General features: G+C 66.5%; 13 protein-coding genes. 6 read left to right on the top strand and 7 right to left on the bottom strand.

Annotation, left to right across the window (positions count from 1 at the left end):
- Positions 1-12 precede the first annotated feature (12 nt).
- Positions 13-1,164 (bottom strand): D-alanyl-D-alanine carboxypeptidase family protein, encoded by a 1,152-nt coding sequence (locus RIE31_12220; protein MEQ8641352.1) that lies wholly within the window; start codon positions 1,162-1,164, stop codon positions 13-15.
- Between the two features lie 874 nt (positions 1,165-2,038).
- Between RIE31_12220 and clpS the strand changes: the two genes are divergently transcribed.
- From clpS to RIE31_12205, 3 genes are read left to right on the top strand one after another with little or no spacing between them, the layout of a single operon-like run.
- The gene (gene clpS, locus RIE31_12215) at positions 2,039-2,317 is read left to right on the top strand and encodes an ATP-dependent Clp protease adapter ClpS (protein MEQ8641351.1); all 279 of its coding nucleotides are present in this window, start codon (positions 2,039-2,041) and stop codon (positions 2,315-2,317) included.
- Positions 2,318-2,346: 29 nt separating this feature from the next.
- The gene (gene clpA, locus RIE31_12210; protein MEQ8641350.1) at positions 2,347-4,710 is read left to right on the top strand and encodes an ATP-dependent Clp protease ATP-binding subunit ClpA; all 2,364 of its coding nucleotides are present in this window, start codon (positions 2,347-2,349) and stop codon (positions 4,708-4,710) included.
- A 10-nt stretch (positions 4,711-4,720) separates the two neighbouring features.
- Positions 4,721-5,200 (top strand): GNAT family N-acetyltransferase, encoded by a 480-nt coding sequence (locus RIE31_12205; protein MEQ8641349.1) that lies wholly within the window; start codon positions 4,721-4,723, stop codon positions 5,198-5,200.
- On the opposite strand, the gene mdoH is transcribed toward RIE31_12205, so the two are convergent.
- From mdoH to RIE31_12175, 6 genes are all read right to left on the bottom strand, one after another.
- Entirely contained in the window at positions 5,197-7,086 is a 1,890-nt protein-coding gene (mdoH, locus tag RIE31_12200) for a glucans biosynthesis glucosyltransferase MdoH (GenBank protein MEQ8641348.1), read from the bottom strand. The genes RIE31_12205 and mdoH overlap by 4 nt on opposite strands.
- Positions 7,073-8,722, bottom strand: coding sequence for a glucan biosynthesis protein (locus RIE31_12195; protein MEQ8641347.1), 1,650 nt, complete (start codon positions 8,720-8,722; stop codon positions 7,073-7,075). The genes mdoH and RIE31_12195 overlap by 14 nt, the downstream gene beginning before the upstream one ends.
- 182 nt (positions 8,723-8,904) lie before the next feature.
- Positions 8,905-10,080, bottom strand: coding sequence for a GNAT family N-acetyltransferase (locus tag RIE31_12190; protein MEQ8641346.1), 1,176 nt, complete (start codon positions 10,078-10,080; stop codon positions 8,905-8,907).
- A gap of 26 nt (positions 10,081-10,106) precedes the next feature.
- Positions 10,107-10,574 carry a RidA family protein gene (locus RIE31_12185; protein ID MEQ8641345.1) on the bottom strand — a complete coding sequence of 156 codons (468 nt, stop codon included), beginning with the start codon at positions 10,572-10,574 and terminating at the stop codon, positions 10,107-10,109.
- A gap of 166 nt (positions 10,575-10,740) precedes the next feature.
- Positions 10,741-14,520 carry a vitamin B12-dependent ribonucleotide reductase gene (locus RIE31_12180; protein ID MEQ8641344.1) on the bottom strand — a complete coding sequence of 1,260 codons (3,780 nt, stop codon included), beginning with the start codon at positions 14,518-14,520 and terminating at the stop codon, positions 10,741-10,743.
- A 269-nt stretch (positions 14,521-14,789) separates the two neighbouring features.
- The gene (locus tag RIE31_12175) at positions 14,790-15,833 is read right to left on the bottom strand and encodes a DMT family transporter (GenBank protein MEQ8641343.1); all 1,044 of its coding nucleotides are present in this window, start codon (positions 15,831-15,833) and stop codon (positions 14,790-14,792) included.
- Positions 15,834-16,005: 172 nt separating this feature from the next.
- Here RIE31_12175 and RIE31_12170 point away from each other — a divergent pair, with 172 nt between their 5' ends.
- Genes RIE31_12170 through RIE31_12160 form a run of 3 tightly spaced genes read left to right on the top strand, consistent with a single transcriptional unit; the run spans position 16,006 to position 17,353 of the window.
- A complete protein-coding gene (locus tag RIE31_12170) occupies positions 16,006-16,359 on the top strand; it encodes an NADH:ubiquinone oxidoreductase subunit NDUFA12 (GenBank protein ID MEQ8641342.1) in 354 nt (117 codons plus the stop codon).
- Positions 16,344-16,910 (top strand): MlaD family protein, encoded by a 567-nt coding sequence (locus RIE31_12165; GenBank protein MEQ8641341.1) that lies wholly within the window; start codon positions 16,344-16,346, stop codon positions 16,908-16,910. The genes RIE31_12170 and RIE31_12165 overlap by 16 nt, the downstream gene beginning before the upstream one ends.
- On the top strand, positions 16,907-17,353 hold the full coding sequence (locus RIE31_12160; protein MEQ8641340.1) for an MlaD family protein: 447 nt from the start codon (positions 16,907-16,909) through the stop codon (positions 17,351-17,353). Before RIE31_12165 ends, RIE31_12160 begins: the two co-directional genes overlap by 4 nt.
- The last annotated feature ends 1 nt before the right edge of the window (position 17,354 follow it).

Raw genomic sequence — 17,354 nt, 5'->3', positions numbered from 1 at the left:
ACGGCCGGGGCGCTAGTTGGAGGCCAGCTGGCCACCGCTGCCGGTCACCACCACCAGGCAATCCATCGAACGCTGCTGCAACAGGGCGCAGGCGCGCTGTGCGTCGTTCTGCGCCAGGCCGATCAGACGGGCGCGATAGAGGGGCCCGCTGTCGCCGGCGATCTCGTCAACGCTGATGTGCGCCGCACCGACGATGGTGGCGGCGTTGCGGAGCGCACGGGTAGCCGCCAGATGAGCTGGCGCAAAGCGAGAGAAGGCGCCCACCTGGATGCCATGGCTTCGCTCCGGTCCGTCATTGGCTATGGCCAGCGGAGGGCTACCGGGCTTCACGGCCACCAGGATGGCGGGCAGGGCGGAGATCCGGTCGAATCCGTTATTGAGCAGGGTCGCCATGTGGGCATCGCGTGACGCGGCGGTGCGCCCGCCGAGGACAACGCCAATCAGGCGGCGGTTGTTGCGCACCGCCGATGTGGCGATCTGAAAACCCGATGCGGCGATATAGCCTGTCTTCACGCCGTCGGTACCGGAAAAACTGGACAGCATGCGGTTGTGGCCGCGATAGGTCTTGCCCTGCCAGGTGAAGCTCTGCTGGCTGAACAGCGGGTAGTACTTCGGAAAGTCCCGCTGCAGGGCATAAACCAGCCGCGCCATGTCGGCGGCGGTGGTCAACTGGCCCTGGTTGGGCAGGCCGGATGCATTCTGGAAGGTGGTGTCGGCCATTCCCAGTTCCCGCGCCTTGCCGGTCATGATGCGGCGGGCGAAGTTGCGCTCGCTCTCGCCCAGCGCTTCCGCAACGACCGTGGCCACGTCATTTGCCGACTTGACGATCAGGGCGTTGATGGCGTCCCGCACCGAAATGGTGGAACCCGCCGCCAGGCCGAGCTTCGACGGCGAGCGGCCGGCCGCCGTGCGGGATACCGGCAGTTTCTGATCCATGGTCAGGCGGCCGGTCTCCAGCGCCTCGAAGACCAGATACAGGGTCATCATCTTGGTCAGCGAGGCCGGATAATTCCGCGTCGCGGCGTTCTCCTGATGCAGGATCTGGCCGGTCCGCGCGTCAATCACGATGGATGCATAGCGCGCCTCGGCAGGCGCCACGCCTACCGCCAGCACGCCACTCAGCACCATCAGGCCACCCAGCACCAGGCCAGCCAGTCCGCGCACACGCAGGCGCTGACCGCGGCGCGCCTCATGACGGGCGTCGCCGGCCTGCTCTGGGCCAGTGTGATCTGGCCGCTTATCGGATCTGGTCGTCCCCTGCACGACCCGCCTCCTGCCCTTGTATGGCCGCCACAGATCGTCCCCTCCCGGGACAGACGATATGCTAGCGAAATCAATGGGATTCTAGCTAAACTTGCAGTATTCCGTCCACCCCTGACTAAAAACCCAGTGCTTCTGCCGCCTTGCCGCCGCACCAGCCGCCGCACCACGCCCACATCTGCCCCGGTGCCCCCGGGTCGCCCCAGAAGAGCATTCTGCAACGGCGGTCGCCCGCCACTGTGCGGTGGTCGTGGTTAGGGAAGGGTAAAACCGGCCGGTCAACCGGCTCGCCATGGCCAACCGCACAGCGCTCACAACCGCCATGCCCGTTCGCCGGACCGCTCGTCACATTCCGGTCACAACGTGGCACCAATCAAGCCTTTCTTGACTGTCGCCCTTTGCGGCGGCCGGCTCCATCCCATATGATTCCCATGTGGTTAAAGCCTGCTTTACGTCTCCTGTGTCAGACTGCTGCGGCGGCGTCAGCCGCACCGTGCCGGCAGGGTGTGCCATGCGGCATGGCTGTGTGGATGAAAATGCAGTGACGATGATGTCGGTCCCGCCGGTCCCTGCGGTCCCGCCCGCACCAATGTGCGCGGCAGGGGGTTCGCGCGGGCCGATCCTGCGGTCCCGGCCGGCGCCGGGTCTGGCTCGTCCATCGGTGCCGCCATCACAGCCCGGCACGCCGGACAGGACGGATCCAGGCGGTCCTGAGGGGCCGGGCGACGCTGATGGCGGCCGCGACGGTCGGGGCGGGCGCGGCGATGATACGGGGGTCGTGGTGGAGACCCGGGTGCGGACGAAGAAGCCGTCCATGTACAAGGTCCTGCTGCTCAATGATGACTACACGCCCATGGAGTTTGTCGTTCTGGTCCTGGAACGCTTTTTTCACAAGAACCAGGAAGAAGCGACGCAGATCATGCTGCATGTCCACCGGCGCGGTATTGGTATCTGCGGCGTCTATACCTACGAAGTCGCCGAGACCAAGGTGAATCAGGTGATTGAGTTCGCGCGGGAGAACCAGCACCCGCTGCAGTGCACGCTGGAGAAGGAATAGGGCGCAAGCCCGGAGAGGAGCCGTCGCCGATGCTGTCACGCAACCTGGAGCAAAGTCTCCGTCGCGCCCTCGCTCTGGCTAATGAGCGGCGGCACGAATATGCGACTCTGGAACATCTACTGCTGGCGCTGACCCAGGATCAGGACGCGGTTGCAGTGCTCAAGGCGTGTGGCGTTGACGCGGAGCGGCTGACCCAGGACCTGACGGAATATGTGGATGGAGAGCTTGATGGTCTGCGCACCGACCACTTCATCGAGGCCAAGCCCACCGCCAGTTTCCAGCGTGTCCTGCAGCGAGCGGCGATTCATGTTCAGTCGTCGGGCCGCGAGGAAGTCACCGGCGCCAATGTGCTGGTGGCTATCTTCTCGGAGCGTGAGTCCCACGCCGTGTACTTTCTCCAGCTCCAGGATATGAGCCGGCTCGACGCAGTGCAGTATATCTCGCACGGTATCGCCAAGGTGCAGGGACTGTCGGAGCCGCGCCCGGTGCAGGGTGCCGAAGAGGAGGGTGGCGAGCCGGCGGTCAAGGGCCAGGAGGCCTTGCAGGCTTATTGCGTCAATCTCAACAAGAAGGCGCGCGACGGTCGCATCGATCCGCTCATCGGCCGCGAAGCGGAAGTGGAGCGCACCATCCAGGTGTTGTGCCGACGCACCAAGAACAACCCGCTCTATGTGGGGGATCCCGGCGTTGGCAAGACGGCCATTGCCGAAGGGCTGGCCCTGCGTATCGTCAAGGGCGATGTGCCGGACGTCCTGGCCGACGCCACGATTTACTCGCTCGACATGGGATCGCTGCTCGCTGGCACCCGTTATCGCGGCGACTTCGAGGAAAGGCTCAAGGCCGTCCTGTCAGAGCTGGAAGCCATTCCCGGCGCCATCATGTTCATTGATGAGATTCACACGGTCATCGGCGCCGGCGCCACCTCCGGCGGCTCCATGGACGCTTCCAATCTGCTCAAGCCGGCGCTGGCTTCGGGCACTGTCCGCTGCATCGGCTCGACCACCTACAAGGAATACCGCAGCTACTTCGAAAAGGATCGCGCCCTTGTCCGTCGTTTCCAGAAAATCGACGTCAATGAACCGTCGGTCGAGGATACAGTGAAGATTCTGCGCGGTCTGAAGCCCTACTATGAAGAGCATCATGGCGTGCACTACACCGCCGACGCCCTGCGTACGGCGGTGGAGCTGTCACACCGCTATATCGGCGACCGCAAGCTGCCGGACAAGGCGATCGACGTGATCGATGAGGTTGGCGCCGCCCAGAAGCTGCTGCCGCCCAGCCGGCGCAAGAAGACAATTTCGGTCAAGGACGTGGAGGCGGTCGTGGCGAAGATCGCCCGCATACCGCCGAAGACCGTGTCGAACGATGACAAGTCCGTTCTGGAGAACCTGCAACGGGACCTTAAGACCATGGTCTTCGGTCAGGACCCGGCCATTAACGCGCTGTCCAGTGCCATAAAGCTGGCCCGCGCCGGTCTGCGTGAACCGGAAAAGCCCATCGGCTCCTACCTCTTCTCCGGTCCTACCGGCGTCGGCAAGACCGAGGTGGCGCGCCAGCTTGCCCGCGCCATGGGAATCGAACTGATCCGCTTCGATATGAGCGAGTATATGGAGCGTCACACCGTGTCGCGCCTGATTGGCGCGCCGCCGGGCTATGTGGGATTCGACCAGGGCGGCCTGCTGACCGATGCCATTGATCAACATCCCCATGCGGTTCTGCTGCTGGATGAAATCGAGAAGGCCCATCCTGACCTGTTCAATATTCTTTTGCAGGTCATGGACCACGGCAAGCTGACCGACCACAACGGCAAGAACGTGGACTTCCGCAACGTCATTCTGATCATGACCACTAACGCCGGCGCGGCCGACATGGCCAAGCCGGCTATTGGCTTCGGCGGCAGTGTGCGGGTCGGCGACGACGAGGAAGCCATCAACCGCATGTTCTCGCCGGAGTTCCGTAACCGGCTTGATGCCACAATTCCCTTTGCCAACCTCTCTATGGAGGTGATGCAGCGCGTGGTGGACAAGTTCGTCATGCAGTTGGAGGCGCAGCTTGCCGACCGCCATGTCACTATTGAGCTGACCGACCAGGCGCGCCTGTGGCTGGCGGAAAAGGGGTTCGATCCGGCCTTCGGCGCGCGACCGCTGGCCCGTGTCATCCAGAGCAAGATCAAGCAGCCGCTGGCGGAAGAGCTTCTGTTTGGCGCGTTGGAGAAGGGCGGCGCCGTCACCGTCCATGTGAAGGATGACGCACTGGTCTTCGAATATCAGAAGGATGTGCCGGCGCTTGCCGCGCCAAAAACGGAGAAGCCGACGGCGAGCAAAGCGCGCTCCCGTGGCAAGGCGGGTGGTGCCGGCGGTGGCGGCAAAGAGAAAGTCACGCCACGGCGCTAGGCGCACTCAGGTGTCATCTGACTCCCGTCGCCTGGTGGATGGCCTGGAACTGCGGTTGGCCGGTCCGCAAGATGCGGCGCTGTTCGACCATATGGATGACGAGATCTTCGATCATCCCGTGGCCTACGCTCACTTGCAGGCTTATCTCGCCGCACCGGGCCACCTGATGGCCATTGCCCGGGTCGTGGCCGACGGGATGACGCCCGGCCGCGGGCCGGCCGGGCTCCTGGTCGGTCAGGCTCGCGCCATGGTTCATCACCACCCGGACGGCGCGCCACAGCTCTATGTGGACAATCTTGGTGTAGCGCCCCATTGGCGTCGTCGCGGCGTCGCCAGCCGCCTGCTGGCGATTCTGGCGGCGGCCGGCCGTGCCCGCGGTTGTCAGGAATGGTGGGTGGCGACTGAACCGGATAACCGGGCGGCCTGTGCGCTCTATCTATCGCTGGGATTGCGGCAGACCCGGGCTGCGGTGTTCGACGGCCCGCTCTAGCCGGCGGCGGACAGCAGCCCGCGGTCGTCCGGGCGGCCGTGCACAGGACGCGTATCGGGGCGCGCCACCATCTCTTCGGGCGTACGGAACACACCGGCGCGCATGACCCGCCGGCCCCATGCCTTGTCTCCAGACAGCATGATCATCGGTGCCGCCGCCACCAGGCCCAGCAGCACCGGCGCCAACCACCAGAAGAACAGCGGCGCCGCGGCCAGGGTCACGCCGCCCCAGACCAGGCCCACAAGGCCGGGCAGTCGCCCGGCGCGCAGCGCCAGGGTCCGGTCCGCCGCCCCTTCGCCGCGCCGGGGGGAGCGCCAGCCGACGGCGCGGCCGGCCAGAATCCCGGCCACGAAACGGCTGTGGTAGAGCATGATCACCGGTGCCATCAGCACGGCGAACAGGCTTTCCGCCAGGGTGCTGGCGGTCAGGGTCAGACCGCCGCCGAAGCCGGCTCGTGCGGTCTGGCTGGTCAGGGCCAGGATCAGGGCCAGGACCTTCGGCAGGAACAGCATGGCGGCGGTGGCAATGAACAACGCCCGGATTTCGTCCGGCTTGCCCACAAGCCAGTCGGGGAAGAGCTGTCGTCCGGCGGTGAAATAGTCGTGTGTGCCCAGGCTCCAGCTCATGGCTGAGACAGTGGTCAGCGCCAGGAGTCCAAGCCAGATCGGCGAGGCCAGGAAGGCCAGCGCGCCAAGCAGCAGGTTGAGCCGGCTCATGACGTGCAGGCCCGGCAGGGCCAGCAGCCGCAAGTGCTGCAGATTGCCCTGGGCCCAGCGGCGCTCGCGCGCCAGATAATCGAACAGGTCGCCTGGCAGGCCTTCATAGCTGCCGCCAAGGTCGGCCCGGACATAGGTGCGATGGCCGGCCCGCCGCAGCAGCGCGGCCTCGACGAAATCGTGGCTCATGATGTCGCCGCCCATGGGCGGCGGCCCGGGCAGCGGCGTCAGCATGGCGTGGCGGTGGAAGGGGGCCAGGCGGACCAAGGCGTTGTGGCCCCAGTAGTTGGATTCGCCGCGCTGCCACAGGGCATGGCCGGTGGCCAGCATAGGGCTCGACAGGCGGGCGGCGAACTGAATGGCGCGTCCGAAGATCAGCGACTGACCGACCGGCAGGGGCACGGTCTGGATGATGCCGGCGTCGGCCCGCCGGCTCATGTCGGTGATCAGGGCCAGGATCGTCTCGCCGGTCATCACGCTGTCGGCGTCGAGCACCAGCATGGCGTCATAGTCGGCACCGTGCGCGTGGCAAAAGGCGGCGATGTTGCCGGCCTTGCGCCCTTCATTGCTGGTCCGCCGGCGATAGTGGAAGCGCTCCGCCGCGCCAAGCCGTCTGGCCAGGGCCCTGGTTCCCTCCGCTTCGCCGTCGAACAGCGCGGCGTCGTCGGAATCGCTGAGGACGAACACATGGAAATGGGCGAACTGGCCGGTGGCTTGCAGCGAGCGGCAGGTGGTCTCCAGGCAGCCCAATGCCGCCGCCGGGTCTTCGTTGCGGATGGGCATGACGATGGCGGTGCGCAGGGTCGCCGCTGCGGCCGCTGCCGCCGGTTCCGCCAGAGCTGGCGGATAGCGGCGCAGGGTCAGCGGGTCCAGGCGCACAAGCCGCAGCACGAAGCCCGCCACCGCCGTCCAGAACGACAGGGCGATCCAGCCGAAGGTGATGACGAACAGCGGCAGGATAAGGGCCTCGGTCAGGCTCAACCCGTTGGCCCGCAGAATGTCGAACAGGATCAGCCCGCCACCAAGCACCGTGGTGGCGACCAAGGCGAAGAACAGCGGCCGGACCACCACGTCGTGGGTGGCGTCACCCACTACCGGCCGGCGGTGCTCAGCGGGCGGCGTGACGTTTCGCGGCAGGCCGTGAGCGGCGGCGGTCTCAGCGGAGGTCATGACGGCTCCACACCGCGGTCCATGTCTCGCTCAGGCGCTGGCCGTTGAGGCTCAGGAACAGACGCATGTCCACCGCATCGCCGCCGTCCGGCGTGATGGTAAACGAGACGCGCCACAGGTCGGTCCCGGGCACCGCCGCCACGTGATCCACGCGGGCCAGCGCCCCTGTCACCTGCAGGTCGGCGGCGACCGGCTGGCTCGGGTCGAGCCCGTCCAGTGCGCCGCCCGTGAAATCCACCACCAGGCGGCGCACCGTACGCGGCGGCTTCACGGCCGATCCGGGCACCGATGCCCATCCTTCGCGCGTGCGCACCGCATGGCCCATGTGGCCGTGCCCGTCCGGCATGGTCGACAGCGCATACTGGCGGTAGCGAACCTCCAGTGGCGCTTGGCGTGTCAGTGGCGCGGCCGGCTGCCAGAAGGCGACAATATTGTCGTTGATCTCTTCGGGGCTGGGAATTTCCACCACATGCACGGCGCCGGGGCCCCAGCCGTCCACCGGCTCCACCCACAGACTGGGCCGGCGTTCATAGTGCGCCTCGCTGTCCAGATAGTTGGCGAAGTCCCGATCACGCTGCATCAGGCCGAAACCGGCCGGACCGCCTGCCGCGTCATCCAGCAGGGTCGTGACCCGCAGACGGGCCGGATTGGCCACCGGCCGCCACAGCCATTCGCCGCGGGCGGTGTGCATCAGCACACCGTCGGAGTCGTGCACTTCCGGGCGGTAGTCGTCGTGATAGGGGCGGCGGTTCTCGCCATAGAGAAACATGCTGGTCAGCGGCGCCAGGCCCGGCCGCAGCGGCTCGTCCGCGCGGGCGAACAGACGAAGGCGCGTGTCCACTACCGTCTGCGCGCCCGGCCGGATGTCAAACCGGTAGGCACCGGTCAGCGAGGGGCTGTCCAGCAGGGCATAGACCGTGATCGTCCCGCTGTCCGCTGCCGGCTTGACCAGCCAGAACTCGCGGAAGGTGGGGAATTCTTCGCCCTCGGGACTGGCGGTGCCCAGCGCCAGGCCGCGTGCCGACAGGCCATAGACCTGGTTGCGCGCCAGCAGCCGGAAATAGGACGCACCGAGAAAGACTGCCACCTCATCCCGCACATCCGGCCGGTGCAGCGGATAGAGAATCTTGAATCCGGCATAGCCGATGGCCGCAGCCGCATCGCTGTTGGCGCTGCCCAGGGCCTCGCCAATACCGCTCTGGCCATAGTCGAAGAGCGTTTGGTCGAAAGGCAGGGCATGAGTCCCGGATTCGTCAACCAGATTGATCTGAACCTGTGTCCGGAACAGGAACCCCAGGTGAAACAGTTCGACGGAGAACGGTGTTTCGTCGCGCCACAGCGCCTGGTCCTTGCGGAAGCGGATGGTGCGATAGGCGTCATAGTCAATATCCGCCAGGGCGCCGGTCAGCTCCACATCGGCGGTCTGGAAGGGCGCGTTGGCCATGTTTTCGGCCTGCGCCGCCACCTGCTCGAACAGGCTATCAGCCAGGCTGCCGGCCAGGGTGCCGGCTGATGGGGTGGGGGTCTGGCCGCTGGCCGGCGGGCCGGCGAGAATAGCCGCCGTCGCCACAAGCAGCACAATCAGTCCCTTTGCCGGGCGGATGGCCGCCGGCCAAACTGTCCATCTCGTGTCCATGCCTGTCACCTGAAAGGCGGTAAATCGGGCACGCGCTGGTTCTGGCTTGTGGGGTCTGTTCCGCTCCGGAAGGCGCGGTCGCGATCATCAAGGACGGCGTGTCGTCAGCGCTGAATCAGCACTGTGATTTTGGCGCAATTGTGACAAAACCATCCCGTGACGGCGGTAATTTACAGGCCCGCTCAGTGCTTTCCGTCACCCTCCTGGCGGAACGGGGATTGCGTCGCCACCGCCTCCATCTCGTGCCGCATGGCGCGTTCCTCGCGCCGGACGAAGTTCTCCACCGCCTGGCGGAATCCCTCGTCGCGGATCCAGTGGGCGGAGTGGGTGGCCACCGGCAGATAGCCGCGCTGCACCTTGTGCTGGCCCTGGGCGCCGGCCTCGACCCGGCTCAGACCGTGGGCGATGGCATAGTCGATGGCTTGGTAGTAGCAGGCCTCGAAATGGAGAAAGCGGAAATCGGCGATGCAGCCCCAGTTGCGGCCGAACAGGCAGTCGCGTCCCACAAGATTGAGGGCGCCGGCCACCGGCTGGCCATCGTCCTCGGCCATGATCAGCACCACCTGATTGGCCATGGTTTCGCCCAGCCGGGCAAAGAACTCCCGCGTCAGATAGGGATAGCCCCATTTGCGATCGCTGGTGTCCATGTAGAAATGGAAGAAGGCGTCCCAGTGGCGCGGTTTGATGTCGTCGCCATTGAGCGCCCGCACGATCAGGCCTTCGCGCACCACCGCCGCGCGTTCCTTGCGGATGGCTTTACGTTTACGGCTGTTCAGGGCGCCGAGAAAATCATCGAACGTCTCATAGCCGTCGTTGTGCCAGTGGTACTGCATGCCAAGGCGCGGCAGGAACCCGGCCTCCACCAGCGCTGCCTGCTCGTCCTCCCGGCAGAAGGTCACGTGGACGCTTGACAGGTCCATGCGCCGCGCCACCTCCATCATGGCGGCGGCCAGCGCCTGGCGCAGGCGCGGCGTGTCAATCGCGCCGCCGGTCAGCAGCCGTGGCCCCGGCACCGGCGAAAAGGGCACCGCCGCCTGCAGCTTGGGATAATACCGGCCGCCGGCCTGCTCCCACGCCTGGGCCCAGCCATGGTCGAACACATACTCGCCCTGGGAATGGCTTTTGAGATACATCGGCGCGGCGGCGATCAGCCGCCCTTCGCCATCCTCCACCGCCAGGTGCTGCGCCTGCCAGCCCTGGCTGGCGACGGCCGATCCGCTTTCCTCCAGGGCCAGCAGAAAGGCATGGCCGACAAACGGGTTGCCCGCCGGATCGGCCAGTGCGTCCCACTGGCCGGCATCCAAAGTGGCGATGCTGTCAATGACCCGGATCTGCACCGGATCGGCGCCGTCGGGCATGGTTCAGGGCCTCCGGGGCAGGGCGCTCACCGGACCTCGAACAGGCCGTCGATCTCCACCGCCACGTCGAACGGCAGGCTCGGCGCGCCCACCGCGAAACGGGCGTGGCGTCCGGCCTCGCCGAACACCTCCACCATCAGGTCCGAGGCGGCGTTGATGATCGCCGGGTGCTCGGTAAAGTCGGCCGTGGCGTTGACGAAGCCGCCAAGCCGCAGGACCCGCACCACCCGGTCCAGATCGCCGTCCACCGCCGCCCGCACCTGGGCCAGCAGGTTGATGGCGCACAGCCGCGCCGCCGCCTGGCCGTCGGCGTTGCTGACACCGCCACCCAGCTTGCCCACATAGGGCCGCTTGCCGTCCCGGACCGGAATCTGGCCGGCGACGATGACCTGATTGCCGCTTCTCACCCATGGCACATAGTTGGCCGCCGGCGGCGGCGCCTCGGGCAATGTGATGGCGAGTTCTGAGAGACGGGCAGCAATGCGTCCGGCCATGGCGGGCTCCCTGAAATTGAAATCGGGGCCCAAGCATAGGCGCTGACCGACGCTCTAGCCAGCCGTCCACGGCAAGGCGTTGCGAACAAAAAAAGGGGCGGGAGGGTCATCGCGGTGACCTCTCCCGCCCAGTGTCAGGGAGAACGAACGGAGGGCGGTTCTCCCGTCAGCTGCAGCCCGTGGTGGAGCCGCAGGTGACACATTTGAGGCAGGTGCCGTTACGCACCAGGGTGAAGTTCCCGCACTCGGGACAGGAATCACCCTCATACCCCTTCATTCTGGCTTCGGCCCGGCGCTGCCCGGCCTGATTGGCGATGGTGCCGGCGCTGGTCACCGTCACACTGTCGGCCACCGTCGTGGCGATTGTGGCGGTCCCGCCGCCGCCGTTGATGGTGTCGCTGACGCTGCGGCTCTCGCTGTGCCGGGCGGTCACGGTCTGGCCTGCGCCATGGGTGCCGGTGGCTGCCGCTTCATCATCGTGCAGGCGCGCGGTGGCCAGCGGCCGCGACGTCTGGCCGCCTTCCACCACCGTCAGGCGGTTGCGGATGAAGCCGCTGCTGACCCGGCTGCGCCAGGCTTCCGCCTCGGCGTGCATCAACCGGCTCTGCGCCTCGCCACCGCCCATGGCGTCGTGCGCCATGTCGTCGGGCACCGCATGGGCCAGGTCATCGCGACCCATATAGCTGATGGCCAGCTCGCGGAAGATATAGTCCAGAACGCTGGTCGCCATTTTGATGGCGTCATTGCCTTCGACCATGCCCTGCGGCTCGAAACGGGTGAAGGTAAAGGCCTCTACATATTCCTCCAGCGGCACGCCGTATTGCAGGCCGATGGAAATGGCGATGGCAAAGTTGTTCATGAGAGAGCGGAAGCTGGCCCCTTCCTTGTGCATGTCGATGAAGATTTCACCGATGCCGCCTTCCTCATATTCGCCGGTGCGCAGATAGACCTTGTGGCCGCCGACCACTGCCTTCTGGGTATAGCCCTTGCGCCGCGAGGGCAGGGGCTTGCGGCTGATCCGTTCCACCACTCGCTCGATGATGCGCTCGGCCACCACCGCGGCGCGTTCGGTCGCTGGCGCGCCGGCGACCCGTTCGGCCACCGTCGCCGTCTGGTCCTCATCTTCCTCATCGGTATCCGCTTCGCCCAGCAGGCTGGCATTGAGCGGTTGCGACAATTTGGAGCCGTCGCGGTAAAGCGCATTGGCCTTGAGGCCAAGCCGCCAGGACAGCACATAGGCCGCGCCGCAATCATCCACTGTGGCGCTGTTGGGCATGTTGATGGTCTTGGATATGGCGCCGCTGATGAAGGGCTGCGCCGCGGCCATCATGCGAATATGGCTTTCCACCGACAGCGAGCGGGTGCCGGTGCGGCCGCACGGCGAGGCACAGTCGAACACCGGCAGGTGTTCGGGCTTCAGATGCGGCGCCCCTTCAAGGGTCATGGTGCCGCAGCAATAGGCGTTGGCCGCTTCGATCTCCGCCCCGCTGAAGCCCAGCGCCGGCAGCATGTCGAAGGTGACATCGTCCATCGCCGCCTTGTCGAGGCCCAGAACCCGGATGCAGAAGTCCTCGCCAAGGGTCCATTTGTTGAAGGCGAAGCGGATGTCGAAGGCGCTGGCCAGGCTGTGTTCCAGGCGCTCGATCTGCGCCTCGGCAAAACCCAGGGCCTTCAGCCGCTTGTGGTTGATGCCCGGCGCGTCCTTCAGGCTGCCATGGCCGACCGCATGGGAGATGATGTCGCTGATCTCCCGCTCGTCATAGCCAAGGCGGCGCAGGGCGTCGGGCACCGTGCGGTTGATGATCTTGAAATAGCCGCCGCCGGCCAGGGTCTTGAACTTGACCAGGGCATAGTCGGGCTCGATGCCGGTGGTGTCGCAGTCCATGACCAGGCCGATGGTGCCGGTCGGCGCAATGACGCTGACCTGGGCGTTGCGGAAGCCGTGGGTTTCGCCAAGCTCCAGCGCCCGGTCCCAGGCCCGCTCGGCGGCGAAGGTCACTTCCGGCTCGGGGCAATGAGCGGAATCCAGCGGCACCGGCGCCACCGACAGACCCTCATAGCCGCTGCCCTGGCCGTGCGCCGCGCGGCGGTGGTTGCGGACCACCCGCAGCATGGCCTCGGCGTTCCTGGCATAGCCCGGGAAGGGCCCCAGTTCGCTCGCCATCTCCGCCGATGTGGCATAGGAAACGCCGGTCATCAGCGCCGTAATGGCGCCGGCCAGGGCCCGTCCCTCCACACTGTCATAGGGCAGGGCCGAGGCCATCAGCAGCCCGCCCAGATTGGCGTAGCCAAGGCCCAGTGTGCGATAGCGCCATGACCGTTCGGCGATGGTCCGTGACGGGTATTGCGCCATCAGCACGGAGACTTCCAGCACCACCGTCCACAGCCGGACCGCATGTTCGAACGCGTCCACCTGCAGGGTGCCGTCCTCGGCCTGGAAGGCCATCAGGTTGAGGCTGGCCAGATTGCACGCGGTGTCGTCCAGGAACATGTACTCCGAACACGGATTGGACGCGTTGATGCGGCCGTCTTCGGGGCAGGTGTGCCACTCGTTGATGGTGCTGTCGTACTGCACGCCGGGGTCGGCCGAGGCCCAGGCCGCATGGCTGATCTGCTCCCACAGGGCGCGCGCCGGCAGGGTGTGCGAGACGTCGCCGTCGGTGCGCCGGATCAGGGCCCAGTCGCGATCCGCCTCCACCGCCTCCAGGAAGGCGTTGGTGACGCGCACGGAGTTGTTGGCGTTCTGACCGCTGACCGTCAGATAAGCGTCGGAATCCCAGTCCGTGTCATAGGTGGGGAAGTGAATCTCGGTATAGCCCTGACGGGCGAACTGGATCACCCGCGCCACATAGTTTTCCGGCAGCATGGCGCGCCGTGCCTCGCGGATCGCCTTCTTCAGCACCGGGTTGCGCTTGGGGTCAAAGCGCGCCGCCTCGTCCAGCGCCACCGCCTCGTGGCACGCCGCCATGATGGCGTTGAGACAACGATTGGCCAGCTTGGAGCCGGCCACCAGGGCGGCCACCTTCTGCTCTTCGATCACCTTCCAGTTGATGAACTTCTCGATGTCCGGATGGTCCAGGTCGACGCACACCATTTTGGCCGCCCGTCGCGTGGTGCCGCCGGACTTGATGGCGCCCGCCGCCCGGTCGCCGATCTTGAGAAAGCTCATCAGGCCGGATGAACGGCCACCGCCGCTCAGCGACTCGCCTTCACCGCGAATGGCGGAGAAATTGGAGCCGGTGCCGGAGCCGTATTTGAACAGTCGCGCCTCGCGCGTCCACAGGTCCATGATGCCGCCTTCATTGACCAGATCGTCGCTGACGCCCTGGATAAAGCAGGCATGGGGCTGCGGCCGGGCATAGGACGACATCGATGCCTGCGCCTCGCCGCTGGCGCCGCCGGCGGCCAGCTCGTCCACGAAGAAATGGCCCTGCGACGGCCCGTCAATGCCATAGGCCCAGTGCAGGCCGGTATTGAACCACTGCGGCGAATTGGGTGCGGCCATCTGCCGGGCCAGCATGAAGCGCATTTCGTCGAAGAAGGTCCGGGCGTCTTCCTCGGACGAGAAATAGCCACCCTTCCAGCCCCAGTAGGTCCAGGTGCCGGCCAGACGGTCAAAGACCTGCCGGGCGCTGCGTTCGCCGCCGTTGCGTGAGTCCGGATTGAGGCTGGCAAGCGCCGCACTGTCCGCTTCGTGGCGCCACAGCCAGTCGGGGATGTCAGCCTCCTCAACCGGCTTCAGCGCCGCCGGGACACCGGCCTTGCGGAAATACTTCTGGGCCAGAACATCCGATGCCACCTGGCTCCAGTCCGCGGGAACCTCAATATCCTTCTGGCTGAATACGATGGAGCCATCGGGATTGCGGATCTCGCTGGCCGCCCGGCGAAAGGCGATCCCCTCATAGGGTGACCGGCCGGCGGTGGTGAATCGGCGTTCAAAGCGCATGCTGCCCCCTGGCGTTCAGGCCGTCCTTGTGGCCGGCTCTGTTTCCCCTGTGGCAGGCCCGTCTTTGAGAAAGCCCCGCGACTCCTCATTGATCGGAAGCCTTTGTGCTTCCCGGCTTGCCACCGCACAAGATGTGCGGTCCCCGCTATATGTTGTGGGACTGGAAACGCTAAGGGCGAAACCTTGTAGGATCAACCCGGTTTAGTGTCTGATCCGGTATTTTTCTCTATATCCGGTATTGGCTGTGACTTTTTCGACTCACTTTGGCCTCATTGACGCGGCCCCGGGGTGGCGGGGCCCGACTCCCGGGTCGCCGACTGCCGGCGGCGCGGCCGGCTGACCCACACCACCGCCGCCAGCACCAGCCCGGCGCCGGCCAGGCGGACCGCGCCCAGCGGTTCACTCCACAGCCAGGCGGCGAACAGAATGGCCCATAGGGGTTCCAGATTGGCGAGCACCACTGTGCGTACCGCCCCGATCATGGCGATGGCCGAAAAGAAGCAGGTAAAGGCCACCACATAGGCCGCCGCCGCACCGACCATGCCGCCCCAGCCCGCCGCGCTGACCGGCAGCGCCGGCGCGCTGAAGACCAGGATTGCCAGGCCGACCGCCACCGCCACCCACAGGGCATGCAGGTTGAGGACGATGGCCGGGTGATGGGCGGCGTGGTGGGCGTTCCACAGCAGAATACCGCTCAACGCCAGGCTGGCGGCAAAGGCGGCGGCGGTACCGGTCAGATCCAGCTCGCCCAGGCCGGCACCCAGCGCCAGGGCCAGGCCGGCGAAACCGGCAAAGACGGCCAGCAGCCGGTCCCATGGCAGAACGTCACGGCCCAGCATACGGCTGGCGACGGTGACGATCAGCGGGAAGGTGAAGAAAATCAGGACCGCCAGATTGATCGGAATGCGCTCGATGGCGGTCAGATAGCCGGCCGAAACGGTCAGGAACAGCAAGCCGGCGCCGGCCGCCTCGATGCGTCGCGCCCGCGGCAGGCCGACCCGGCGTCCGGTCAGGCGCAGCAGGATCAACAGCACAGGGATCAGCAGCGCCATGCGCAGCACGGCGACGGTCAGGGGCGAGACCGACTCCGCATAGGCGAAGCGGGCCAGGCTGGGGGCGATGGCATAGTGCAGGGTGGCCACCACCACCAGCAGCGCACCGGCCACCGTCAGGGGCGGGGGCGTGGCCGCCGGCCGCGCCGCTGGCCGGGCCGCTGGTCGTGCGCCGCCCGCGGCCGTCTCCGTGGCGGTCCTGGCCGTGGTCGTCCCGTGGCCCGTGACGGGCGGGATCCCAGGGGCAGCCGGTCTGCTCATGGCGTGGTCCTGCACGAAGGTGATTGGCGCGCTGAAACTGGACCGCCGGCCGGCCCGATGCCATAGTCGCCGCCGCGCGCCGGGACTGCCGCAAGCGCGCCGTTTTTTCTGTCGCCCGCCCCAAGCCGCCCGCTTTATGCCGTCCGCCCACAAGCCACCCGTGATATCAGCCATGGCCAATCTCTGGACCCGTTTGTTTACCTGGACCCGCGGCCGGCCGGTCGGTCGCGACGAGCAGGGCAATCGCTATTTTGAAGAACGGCGGGCGGTCGCCGGCCGCCGCCGCCGCCGCTGGGTGGTCTATGCCGGCGAAGTAGAGGCCAGCCGGGTGCCGCCGGCGTGGCACGCCTGGCTGCATTACACTACCGACGCGCCGCTGACCGACGTGGCGGTTCATCCCTGGCAAAAACCGCACCTGCCCAACCTGACCGGCACCGCCGCGGCCTATCGGCCGGCCGGCCATGTTCTAGCCGGCGGAAAGCGGCCGGCCGGTGACGGCGACTATGTTCCGTGGAGGCCGTCCTGAGGTCTTCGCCCGCCATCGGCCCGCGCCAGCAAGCCCGCCGCACCCGCCGGGAACTGACCGAGATCGCGGCCGGCGTGGTCATCCTCATTGGCCTGGTGTGGTTTGCCTCCGGCGCCCTTGTCGGGCGGCCCGGGGGCGGTGATCAGGGCATGGAGCTGAATGCCCGGTTCGGCCGGGTGGATGGCCTGCGGGTCGGCGATCCGGTGCGTGCGGCCGGCGTTCCGGTGGGTGTCGTCTCTGCCCTCAGGCTCGATGCCAACAACCGTCCGGTGGCCACCCTAGCGCTGGATCCGCTGGTTGGGCTGACCACTGATGCCTCCGCCGCCATCCGCACCCAGGGCCTGTTCGGCGGCAAGTATGTAGAGGTTGATCCCGGCGGCTCGGACAATCCGCTCGTCGCCGGTGGTCGTATAGACTTCACCCAGGATGCGGTCGTGCTCAGTGACATCCTGGAACTGATTATTGCCGAGGCGCAGCGTGCCCGCGCCGCGCCCGACGACGGCGCTATCGACACTAACCGGACCGACACCAACGGGGACACAGCGCCATGAAGCGCAGCCTGATTGAAACCATGCTGGGTGCTGCGGTGCTGGTGGTGGCCGGCGGCTTCCTCGCCTTCACTCTGGCCCGCACCGACCTTGACCAGGGGGAAACCTATACGGTTGCCGCTCGCTTCCTGTCGGCCGGCGGCATCACCTCCGGCAGCGAGGTGCGGGTCAATGGCATCCGCGTTGGCTCCGTCGCCGGTATTCGCCTTGATACCCAGGCGTTTGAAGCGGTGGTCGATCTCAGCATTTCGCGCGATGTGCGCCTGCCCACGGATACGGTGGCGATCATCGCTTCCGATGGTCTGCTCGGCGGCAGCGTCATCAATCTGCGACCGGGCATCAGCAACGGCCAGATCGAACCGGGCGGTCAGATCAGCCACACCGAGAGCCAGCGCTCGCTGGAAGAGCAGGTGGGCGAGATTATCTTTCTGGCCACCGACCGCTAGA

The organism is Alphaproteobacteria bacterium, assembly GCA_040218575.1.
Taxonomy (GTDB): Bacteria; Pseudomonadota; Alphaproteobacteria; order JAVJRE01; family JAVJRE01; genus JAVJRE01.
The sequence above is the reverse complement of the archived record's forward strand: the minus strand, read 5'-3'. Positions and strand labels throughout refer to the sequence as shown.